The 11,682-nt window shown below is 36.6% G+C and carries 7 protein-coding genes; 4 read left to right on the top strand and 3 right to left on the bottom strand.

Annotation, left to right across the window (positions count from 1 at the left end; genetic code table 11):
* Together FFR48_RS19640 and FFR48_RS19645 are read left to right on the top strand one after the other, a co-directional pair.
* Positions 1-3,613, top strand: a 3,613-nt coding sequence (locus FFR48_RS19640; protein WP_137668539.1) for a non-ribosomal peptide synthetase family protein, incomplete at its 5' end; no start/stop codon positions are given.
* A gap of 166 nt (positions 3,614-3,779) precedes the next feature.
* Complete coding sequence (locus FFR48_RS19645; protein ID WP_137668540.1) at positions 3,780-5,831, top strand: ABC transporter ATP-binding protein/permease; 2,052 nt, start codon at positions 3,780-3,782, stop codon at positions 5,829-5,831.
* A 147-nt stretch (positions 5,832-5,978) separates the two neighbouring features.
* Here FFR48_RS19645 and FFR48_RS19650 read toward each other — a convergent pair whose 3' ends face one another.
* Positions 5,979-6,389, bottom strand: coding sequence for a hypothetical protein (locus tag FFR48_RS19650; protein ID WP_096571788.1), 411 nt, complete (start codon positions 6,387-6,389; stop codon positions 5,979-5,981).
* 582 nt (positions 6,390-6,971) lie between these two features.
* On the opposite strand from FFR48_RS19650, the gene FFR48_RS19655 reads away from it, so the two are divergent.
* Together FFR48_RS19655 and FFR48_RS19660 are read left to right on the top strand one after the other, a co-directional pair.
* Complete coding sequence (locus tag FFR48_RS19655) at positions 6,972-7,799, top strand: sulfite exporter TauE/SafE family protein (RefSeq protein WP_137668541.1); 828 nt, start codon at positions 6,972-6,974, stop codon at positions 7,797-7,799.
* 231 nt (positions 7,800-8,030) lie between these two features.
* Positions 8,031-9,242: a bifunctional sterol desaturase/short chain dehydrogenase gene (locus tag FFR48_RS19660; RefSeq protein WP_137668544.1), complete on the top strand. Its 1,212-nt coding sequence runs from the start codon at positions 8,031-8,033 to the stop codon at positions 9,240-9,242.
* A 273-nt stretch (positions 9,243-9,515) separates the two neighbouring features.
* Here FFR48_RS19660 and FFR48_RS19665 read toward each other — a convergent pair whose 3' ends face one another.
* Both FFR48_RS19665 and dapF read right to left on the bottom strand, forming a co-directional pair.
* On the bottom strand, positions 9,516-10,157 hold the full coding sequence (locus FFR48_RS19665) for a Uma2 family endonuclease (protein ID WP_137668542.1): 642 nt from the start codon (positions 10,155-10,157) through the stop codon (positions 9,516-9,518).
* 265 nt (positions 10,158-10,422) lie between these two features.
* Positions 10,423-11,262 (bottom strand): diaminopimelate epimerase, encoded by an 840-nt coding sequence (dapF, locus tag FFR48_RS19670; RefSeq protein WP_137668543.1) that lies wholly within the window; start codon positions 11,260-11,262, stop codon positions 10,423-10,425.
* Positions 11,263-11,682 lie beyond the last annotated feature (420 nt).

Consider the following 11,682-nt stretch of genomic DNA (forward strand, 5'->3'; position numbering starts at 1 on the left):
CATTGCTAACCGAGATCGGGCTGAGATAGAAGGGTTAATCGGCTTTTTTGTCAATACTTTGGTGATGAGGACTAACCTAGAGGGTAATCCCAGTTTTAGTGAGTTGTTAACTCGTGTGCGGGAAATGGCTTTGGGTGCTTATGCCCATCAACATTTGCCCTTTGAAATGCTAGTGGAAGCATTGCAACCAGAACGGGATTTATCCCATAGTCCACTATTCCAAGTCATGTTTAACCTGCAAAATGCTCCTGAGTCTGAGTTGGAGTTAAATGGATTAACCGTTAGTTCAGTACCATTTAAAGGTGTAGCTTCTGCATTTGATATGACCTTATTTATGCAGAATACAACTAAAGGAATGATAGGATTATGGGAATACAATACTGATTTATTTGACCATAGTACCATTGAATCTATAACAAGTCATTTTATTACTTTGCTAGAAGCAGTAGTAAATAATCCCCAAGAGCGTATTGACCAGTTGCCCATATTAACAGCAGTTGAGCGACAAAAGTTACTGATGGAGTGGAATGATACTCAAGCTGATTATCCTGTAGGTAAATGTCTCCATCAATTATTTGCACAGCAGGTAGAACTAACACCGGATGCTGTAGCGGTGGTGTTTGATGATCAACAATTAACTTATCAACAGTTAAACACCCAAGCTAATCAATTAGCCCATTATTTACAATCTCTGGGTGTGGGTGCAGAAGTTTTGGTGGGAATTTATTTAGAGCGTTCCTTATCCATGACTGTGGCACTTTTAGCCATCCTCAAAGCTGGAGGCGGTTATGTTCCCCTAGATGTTGATTATCCCCAACAACGATTAACTTACATATCCCAAGATTCACAAATTTCTGTACTGATCACACAAGAAAGTTTACTCAATTCCTTGCCAGTGGAAGGGGTGAAAGTTATTGTCTTAGATCAAGAATGGGAAGTATTCAATTCTCACAGTCCAGAAAATCCGGTCAGTGAAGTAGTAGCGGAAAACTTGGCTTGTGTATTGTATACTTCTGGTTCTACTGGCAATCCCAAAGGTGTGATGTTAACTCATGGAGCTTTGGTAAATCATAGCAGTGCCATTAGTGAAGCATTTGGTTTGACGAGTAGCGACCGTGTTTTACAATTTGCGGCTTTTGGCTTTGATGTCGCACTAGAAGAAATATTCCCCACATGGTTTAAAGGCGGAACAGTAGTATTAAGACCAACAGAAATGTTTTCTTCCTTTGCCAATTTTGCCCAGTTTATAGAACAACAACAAATAACTGTTTTAACCCTGACTTCCGCTTATTGGCATGAATGGATGGTAGCAGTATCTCAATCATACTCCACCGTACCCCAAAGTTTACGGTTATTGACTGTAGGTGGAGATACTGTTTTACCGGAAACAGTGGCAATGTGGCAGCAGTTGGTAGGGGATAGAATCACTTGTTTAAATGCCTACGGTCCCACAGAAGCCTCGGTGACAGCGATAGTCTATGATGTGCGAAATTACCAACCAGAAAAAACTAATACAGTCCTCATCGGTCGTCCTGTAGATAATACAGAAATTTACATCCTGGATTCCAATTTACAACCAGTTCCCATAGGAGTTAAGGGTGAATTGTACATTGGTGGTGAGCGTTTAGCGCGGGGTTATCTCAACCGTCCAGAATTGACACACGAGAAATTTATTCTCAATCCGTTTAAAGATGGTAAATGGTTCGACTTTGCTCACCAACCATCCCATTACCTTTATAAAACAGGGGATTTAGCACGCTATTTACCCGATGGCAATATAGAATTTATTGGACGCATTGATGATGTAGTGAAAATCCGAGGTTTCCGTGTTGCACTCGGAGAAATTGAAAGTCTATTAGTTCAGCATCCTGATGTGATTTGTCAGGTTGTGATGGCAAGAGAAGACCAACCAGGTCATAAACAGTTGGTTGCTTATGTTGTCTCTGATAATCCATCCTTAACCCAAAATGAATTACAAAGCTTCTTGAAACAAAAGCTGCCAAATTATATGATTCCCACAGCTTTTGTGATGATGGAGGGTTTACCAGTCACGACTAATGGTAAAATAGACCGTCGCGCCCTACCTGCACCCTCCCAAGAGATTAACCTGAGCAACTTTGTGTTACCCAATACTCCCACACAAAAACTGATCGCAGATATTTGGAGCAGTGTTTTAGGAACAACACAATTAGGCATTCACAACAACTTTTTTGACATGGGGGGTAATTCTTTACGCGCTATGCAAGTGATGTCTTTATTAACAGAAACCTTGCAAATAGATTTACCCCTACGTTATTTGTTTGAAAACCCGACAGTCGCAGAACTAGCAGCCGGTTTTGATAGTTTACTCACCAGCCAGACGAATACCATTACTACCTCTAAGCTAGATTTAAAAGCAGAAGCAGTTTTAGATGCCAGTATTCAAATCCGTAAAGACGTTATATATAACGTCTCTACAGATTACAACAACAAACCTCAAGGAATCTTTTTAACGGGAGTGACGGGTTTTCTGGGTAGTCATTTACTTTATGAACTCCTGCAACAAACTGAGGAACCGATTATTTATTGTTTGATTCGTGCTACAGATATTGAAGAGGCACGACAAAAGCTAGAAAATCAACTTCAATTGTACAAACTCTGGTCAGAAGTTGACAGAAAACGTATTATTCCTGTGGTTGGAAATTTAGGGAAAAAATATTTAGGTCTTTCCACATCAGAATTTCAACAGTTAGCAAGTCAGATAGATGTTATCTATCATTGTGGTGCTTGGATTAATGTTATTTATCCCTACTCTGTTTTAAAACCTGCTAATGTGTTGGGAACGCAAGAAATCATTCGGTTAGCCAGTGAAATCAAAGTTAAACCTTTACATTACATTTCAACTACATCTGTTTTATCAGCAGCTACTCCTAATGAAGCAGGATTAATTTTAGAATCGGATCTTCTTGATCAATATCAAGTGTTAGAAAATGGCTATGTTCAAAGTAAGTGGGTAGCAGAGAAATTAGTGATGCAAGCTCGTGATTTAGGTCTACCTGTAGCTATTTATCGAGCATCAAGGATTACAGGAAGTACCAAAACAGGTATTAGTAATACAGATGATTTATTTTGCAGGTTAGTCAAGGGTTGTTTAGAAACAAGAATATTTCCTGATGTGCAGATGGAGGATAATTTGACTCCTGTGGACTATGTGAGTAAGATAATTGTTAATCTGTCAGGACAAAAGGAATCTTTAGGAAAGGCATTTCACCTAGTTAATCCTGAATCTACTACAATCAAGGATTTATTTCACTTGATTCGCTCTTTAGGATACCCTGTACAGATGATTCCTGTAGAGCAATGGCATTCAGAGATTTCACTGGAGAGTCAAATGTCTGATCCTGGTAATTTAAGAGTTTTGTCTCATATTATTCCCAAAATGGCGCTAGAGAATAGTCGCGAACCAGAGATTGACTATCAAAATACTATCAATGGTCTAGGGAATACTGATATTATGTATCCTATATTAGACCAAAATTTATTGAGGACTTATATTTCCTACTTCATAAGTAGCGGTTTTATCAATGACCAGTTAGTAACAGAGCAAATGGCATTTGGTCATAAGACTAACTAACCGTACAATGTCATGAGTCTGATAACCTCAAATTAATGGATGAAGGTACACAGGGGATCAGGGTGAAGGTTTTTTCTTACCCTTTCCCCTTTCCCCTTTCACCTTTAACCAAGAAATATTAAATTGCTGCTTATACGTCAACTCAAAATTACAATATTGTTAAAATATGCAAGCTCAAATTTCCCGCGATCAACCTTTAAGCAATAATTATTCAGCTTTTACTCAATTTTGGAAAAATTTCCAATCTATTACCGAACCTTACTGGTATCCAAGTACATCAGGGGGAAGAGCATTTTCAGACGTGATTCGTTCATGGGGAATGCTTATTCTCTTAATAATACTTATAATTGGACTTGTTAGTTTAAATGTAGTTAGTAATTTTCTTTATCGCTACATAGTTGATATTACTATTACAGGAAAAGATGTTTCTCAGTTTTTTAATGTTGTATTGACTTATGCTATAACCCTAGCATTTGTAACAGCATTGGTAGGGTTTTCTAAGTTTGTAAGAAAGCAAATGGTACTAGAGTGGTATCAATGGCTAAATGATCACATTCTGGCAAAATATTTACATGAAAGAGCATACTATAAAATCAATTTTAAATCTGATATTGATAATCCTGATCAACGCCTCTCTCAAGAAATTGAACCTGTTATAAGTAATGCTTTGACTTTTTCAACTACCTTACTAGAAAAAATACTGGAAATCATAGCTTATATTATAATTATTTGGTCAATTTCAAAGCAAGTTGCAATTATTTTAGTAATTTATACTCTTTTGGGTAATATAGTTGCTGTCTACTTGACTCAACAAATAAATAAAATTAATCAAGAGGAACTTCAATCTAAGGCTGATTATAACTATTGTTTAACTCATGTTAGAGTTCATGCTGAATCAATAGCTTTTTTCCGGGGAGAAAAACAAGAGTCAAATATCATTGGAAAAAGATTTCAGCAGTTAATCAAGATTTCTAAACGGAGGATTGGCTGGGAAAGAAATCAAGACTTTTTTAATAGAGGATATCAAGCTGTAATCGAGGTATTTCCATTTCTAATACTCGGACCTTTATATATTACAAATCGGCTAGATTTTGGAGAAATTAGCCAAGCTTCTTTATCGGCATATCTTTTTGCTAATGCTCTAGCAGAATTAATCAATGAATTTGGCAGTTCAGGTAGGTTTTCTGTTTATGTGGAACGGTTGTCTGAGTTTTCTTCTGCTTTGGAACAAGTCGCTAAACAACCAGAAAATGCGAGTACCATCAAAACAGTAGAAGATAATCATATCACCTTTGAGAATGTAACTTTACAAACTCCCAATTATGAGAGAGTAATTGTGGAAGATTTATCACTTTCTGTACAACCGGGAGAAGGTTTATTAATTGTTGGTCCAAGTGGTAGAGGTAAAAGTTCTTTATTGAGGGCGATCGCTGGTTTGTGGAATGCAGGAACAGGTCGTTTAGTGAGGCCTCCTTTAGAAGAAGTGTTGTTTTTACCTCAACGTCCTTACATTATTTTAGGAACTTTGCGAGAACAGTTGCTTTATCCGTATACAGAACGAATAGTCAGCGATCGCGCACTCAAAGAAGTTTTAAAACAAGTTAATCTGGATAGTTTATTAAGTCGAGTAGATGGTTTTGATACTGAAGTTCCCTGGGAAAATATATTATCTTTAGGAGAACAACAACGTTTAGCATTTGCCAGATTGTTAGTTACTCAACCTGCTTTCACTATCTTAGATGAAGCTACCAGTGCTTTAGACTTAAATAATGAAGGTACTTTATATCAACAATTGCAAGCAACAAAAACAACATTTATCAGTGTCGGACATCGGGAAAGCTTATTTGATTATCATCAATGGGTTTTAGAACTTTCTCAAGATTCTAGTTGGCAACTTTTAACTGTGCATGATTATCAACGTCAGAAATTACAATCATCTGCCATCATTCCTGATGAAAAAGATGAAATTACAATAGATAATTTTGCCAATAATAAATCTCCAAATCAACCAAAAATAGCAACACCAGAAATAGCAAACCAAGTAAACCAAGCAAGTCTTATTACCGGACTTTCTCATCAAGAAATGCAGAAATTAATAGATTATTCACTGGGGACTGTGAGAACTAAAGCTAGTAAAGGTCAAACTATTACAACTCAAGATGGTTCTACCTACAGCTATAATAAAGACCCCAATGTTTTGAAATGGGTGAAAGTTTAGGGTGAAACAATTTATATCAAGTCCGGGTAATTACTGACGATATAAGTTGTTGGTTTTTGGTTAATAATTGCCTTTTCCCAATTACCAATTACCCATTACCAATTACCAGCCCCAACAGATATGATAAGTATTCAACAGGACATGATATTACAATGTTTTTGTTTTTGAGTTGTAGATTTTTTGAGGATACTTATTTTCAAAATAGGTAATAGCAACTTCACCTAATGCTTTAACTGCGGCCGCTCCCATTGCGGGTTGAACCACTGATCCAATACCAGGAATCAACCCTGCTATAATACTGCCCATATTAAACAGAAATTGTCCCCCACCCATGCCTATAATTGCTGCGGCCATTGCTCCAGCACCACTAGCAGGTATCAAATTCACATCATAAATTTGAGCAATTCTAGTAACTACAACACCCTGTACACCAGCTAAACTGGTTTGAAAGGCGATCGCACCAAGAGGAGAAATTCCTCCCGCAACTCCTGCTGTTGCTCCTGCTCCCATCATTAACCAAAGTTCATCTCTAGCTTGATCACGACAATATTTAGTCATAAAATCGGCAATTTCATCAAAAATATTTCTTGGATCATTAGGTTTTCAAACCTTTTATTGATGATATTCAGAAATTTTTAAACAAAATCTATCCCAGGGTATTGGTGGAAAGCTATTAAATTCCACGTAAGTAATCAGTAATCAGCTATTTTCTAGACAAAGACTGAATTACAGCGATTTTCAGGTAAATGAACCACATTTTTTAATCTCACGCAAAGACGCAAAGGCGCAAAGGAAGAAAGGAAGATAACAAGAAGGATGTGGTACAAATACATGAAAACTGCTGTAATAAGTATGCTCCCGTTTTGTCAAATTACACCAGTGTTAATGAGAGCAATTTATCAATGGACAATTGATGGTTTTATTCTTTATTGCTGACTGCTGAATGCTTACAATGCCACTTGCTCTGGCTTTTTATCAATTATTTTTTTCTCTTGTGAGAAATCCGGGTTTAGCTGTATAATTTTGAGAAAAGGTGATTGGTGATTGGTGACTGGTGACTGGTGACTGGTGATTGGGTAAAAATAACTAATAACTACTAAATAATGACTAATATCTAATATCTAATATCTAATATCTAAAATGACACCGATTGAATTATTAATTTTAGCATTTGCAGGAATTGTAGCTGGGATTTTAGCAGGTTTTTTGGGAATTGGTGGAGGTACAGTTTTAGTACCTTTATTAATTAGCTTAGGAAACGAATCTATCCAAGCAGTAGCTACCAGTAGTTTATCAATTGTCATTACCGCATCTGCTGGAAGTATTCAGAATTGGCGCATGGGTTATCTGGATATCAACAATGTTTTAAGTATGGCTTTACCAGCCTTAATAACTGCTCAAATCGGTGTTTTCTTAGCTAATTTATTTCCTGAATATTTGTTATTATTTACCTTTGGATTATTATTAATTTCCAATATTTATTTAGTTGATCTGAGAAAAAAAATAGTTGCTAGAAAAAAAATAGAAGAAGAAGGAAACCAAGCTCAGGAAGTTGTAGAAGAAAATAACGAAAATAACGAAACTAATGTTCATAAAATTCAAGAGTTTTGGCATAGAATTATCACAGGTGGTACTGGCGGTTTATTAGCAGGTTTATTTGGAGTTGGTGGGGGGATAATTATGGTTCCTCTGCAAATTGTCTTACTCAATGAAAATATTAAAAAAGCTATTCAAACGAGTTTAGGAGTCATAGTCATTACCGCTATTTCTGCAACTGCTGGCCATGCTTATTCAGGTAATGTTTTGTGGTTAACTGGCGCAATTTTAGGATTTGGTGGTTTATTAGGAGTACAATTTAGTACCCGGTTTTTACCAAAATTACCAGATAAAGTAGTGAGTTTAGCTTTTAGAAGTTTGTTGGCTATTTTATCTATTTATATATTTTGGAAAGTTTGGCAAAGTTATTAAGTTTGATGTAAGCATTAAGCCGTCAGCTATCAGCCTTCAAAGCTAAAATACACACAATGAACACAAATGCACAGAGTGTAAACCTGAAAAGCTTTTAGCACTGTCACCTGTCACTTGTTATACTTAAAACTACCAAAATTTCAGGAACAGAGAAAAATGTTACCCATTGCTACTACACTAATTATCGAATATGAAGAATAATTAAGAGAAAATAGTGTTAGCAAAAATATGATGATTTTGGCTCAAAGTTTAACAATTGATTGGGTTTTAGTAAATAACTGCGTCAAGTTCGCTCTTTGGGGTGTTTTCTCCCTCTTACTTGCGGAAATAATTAGAGATAGTTATCATGCTTTGTGTCATCAAGTTACTTGGCTGGCAAAATGGCATAATAAACATCATGCAGCTTACCGTCGAGATTTAACATTAGTTTCTCAACAAGCTTACTTAGATTCCCAGTTGTATCACGACATAGTTGAGTCAATTATACTGCTAGTTTTATTAATCACAGTTGCTTTAGTTTTCAGACAATGGGGTTTATGGTTGGGTGTTGCTTATGGTGGAACTTTTTTATATGGTGCATCTTTGCGATATTTCCAAGGTACAATAGACACAGATTACAATCATTTACCAGGACCGTTAGCAGCAACTCCTTCTGTGTGGTTTGTGAATAGAACATATCATTGGCGACATCATTTTGATGATGTAAATGCTTATTATAGTGGTGTATTTTCTCTGGTGGATAAAATATTAGGAACAGGACTTTCTTTAAAAGGTAAAACCGTTGCTTTAACTGGTGCTTCTGGTGCTTTAGGAAAAGCATTAACCGCAGAATTAATCAAGCATAAAGCCAAAGTTATTGCTTTAACAACTAACCCAGATAAAATAGAGGAACAAACTGGTTTAAAAGTGATGTTTTGGGAATTGGGAAATGAAGAAGAATTAAAAGCCAACTTGCAAAAAGTTGATATTTTAATTATCAATCATGGAGTGAATGTTTATGGCGATCGCACATCCACAGCAATTCACAATTCTTATCAAGTTAACACTTTTTCCGCTTTGCGGTTAATAGATATATTTTCTGTAACTGTCACCGGATCTGATGCTAAAGCGACTAAAGAAATTTGGGTTAATACATCAGAAGCAGAAGTTTCACCAGCTTTAAGTCCTTTATATGAAATCAGCAAAAGGGCGTTAGGTGATATCATTACCCTCAAACGTTTGGATGGAGTTTGTGTAATTAGAAAATTGATTTTAGGACCCTTCAAAAGTCAACTTAATCCATTCGGTGTGATGTCAGCAAATCAAGTTGCTAAGGGAATTTTGTTTTTAGCAAAACGGGATTTTAGAAATATTATTGTCACAGTCAACCCACTAACTTATTTACTATTCCCCATCAAAGAATTTAGTACATGGTTGTACTATCGTGTTTTTAGTCAGAAGTAATAAGTAGGGTTTGCTGAAAAAGTCTTTTCGTGGAAACAGGGAACAAGGAACAGGGAACAGTTTTTTCTCGTTCCCAGTCTCTGACTGGGAATGCAATTATAGAGTCTCCGAATCTAAATTTTACTACAAAAGGGACAGTCTTTAATCATTCATTCCCATCAAAATATTTCAATACAAGATCCCCTAATTCTTTTTTCATTTTGGTTATAAACGATGAATTAGTTTAATAAGTCGAGTATCTGAGTTTTATTAATTCCGATTCAATTACAATTCTTATAGTTGAAATTGGCTAAGTAACCAAGCACAAACTTCAGATTGACTGCTTTCACGACTACGACGTAAAGCTGTTTCTAAAACTGCAATTTTTAACCCAGGTAAAACCTGTGATTCTTGAATGCGTTGACTACCTTGGTTAATCATACTATAGGCTATCACTTGGGCGTTTTGTACATCTATTACCCAATATTCACTAACACCTAATTCTTCGTAAAGACTGCGCTTTGTTCCTAAGTCATCTAATAAAGATGTTTTAGCAATTTCAATGACTAAATCTGGTGCTGGATAGTGATCTAAATTAACAATTCCTGTACCTGTGGGGATAGTTTGGGCGCGTTCTTGGAGATAATAAGCTACATCAGGTTGACAGTCTTGAATACCTTGTTTACGAAAAGTTGTGGTATCTAAACCTGTAGCTAAAATTCCTTTAATAGTGGCAAATAAAGTGACAGCAAAAATAATTATTACATGATCTTTTCCATGATCAAAACTAACTGGTGGCATTTCTAGCCTCATGTATCCTTTATAATAGTAACTTTTTCCCGGTTTATTAAGTAAGTTGGTGGTTATTTGTTCATACTCATTCCAAGAAGTATAAACCCATGTATCTGTAGGTATTTGAGTTTGTAAATTACTCATTTTCTCAGTCTCCTGAGTACATAAATATTTGTAATATCCCTAACTTTTTAGATGTATTAATCATTTCTAGGACTTACGCAAGATGTGACTGAAAGCCTTATTCTTGCGTAGGGGTAATTCATGAATTACCCCTACTTTCGTTCCCTTTTGCGTAAGTCCTGATTTCTAGAAACGATGAAAATAGAAGTCGGGGATCTGAATAAAATGTTGGGTTTCCTTGCGTCAACCCAACCGATCGCTTGACATTCAAGACAGTCGCTACTAATTAGAATTTACCTGCAAATACTCTTTCTGCTGGTCCTGTCATATATATTTTATTGTCTACTTCGGACCATTCAATTTCTAACTCTCCTCCTGGTAGTTCTATTATGGCTGTGCGATCGCATTTATCATTTAATACTCCTGCAACCAAAGACGCACAAGCACCAGTACCACAAGCTAAGGTAATTCCCGCGCCTCTTTCCCATACCCGCATTTTTAAATAATTACGGTTGACAATTTCAATAAATTCTGTATTTGTTCTTTGGGGGAAAACGGAATGATGTTCAAATTTGGGACCAATGCTTTCTAAGGGAATAGCTGCTACATCATTTACAAAGGTGATACAGTGAGGGTTTCCCATACTCACACAGGTAACATTCCAAGTATGATCCGCAACTTCTAAAGGTACATTAATTACTTTACTGTCCGTAGGTGCAAGGGTGGTAGGAATTTCCTGTGCTAATAATCGGGGTTGACCCATGTCTACTTTAACTTGTCCATCATCTGTAAGTTGAGGTGTAATTGTACCAGCTAAAGTATGAATGGTGTAGAAGTCTTTGGTGCGGGATACACCTTCCAACTCAGTCAGGAAAACCGCTAAACAGCGAATACCATTACCGCACATTTCCGGTTCTGAACCATCAGAGTTAAAAATTCTCATGGTGTAATCAGTGCCATTTTGCCCAGGAAGTGCGAAAATAACACCATCAGCACCGATACCAAAATGGCGATCGCATAATTTGACAGCTTTTTCTGGTGTAATGACCGGTGTTAACGAGGAACGATTATCAATCAAAATGAAATCATTACCTAAACCATGATACTTAGTAAATTCTATTGCCATTTTCCCCTAGATGAATTATCAAAGATAAGTTACTACTAATTTAAACATTTAAAATTGGTAACGGGTAATGGGTAATTGGTAATTGGTAATTGGTAATTGGTAATTGGTAATTGGTAATTGGTAATTGGGAAGAATGAATATTAATTACCCAGTCACCAGTCACCAGTCCCCAGTCACCAGTCACCAGTCCCCAGTCCCCAGTCCTCAGTCACACGTCACCAGACACTAATCACCACTCACAAATAACAGAACCACTAACAGTAGTCCAGAACTTTAACACCGACGACATCGATACTGAGAAAAAAATCTCAGATGAACTGACCACCCAACTTCACACGTCAATTCTAAGTCTATCACACCTCTGCTCCCACACTCTGGTTCATTCTCTCACTGCTCTCATCATGTCCTCCAACCATCCCC

It is taken from the genome of Sphaerospermopsis reniformis (assembly GCF_005402885.1).
GTDB lineage: Bacteria > Cyanobacteriota > Cyanobacteriia > Cyanobacteriales > Nostocaceae > Sphaerospermopsis > Sphaerospermopsis kisseleviana.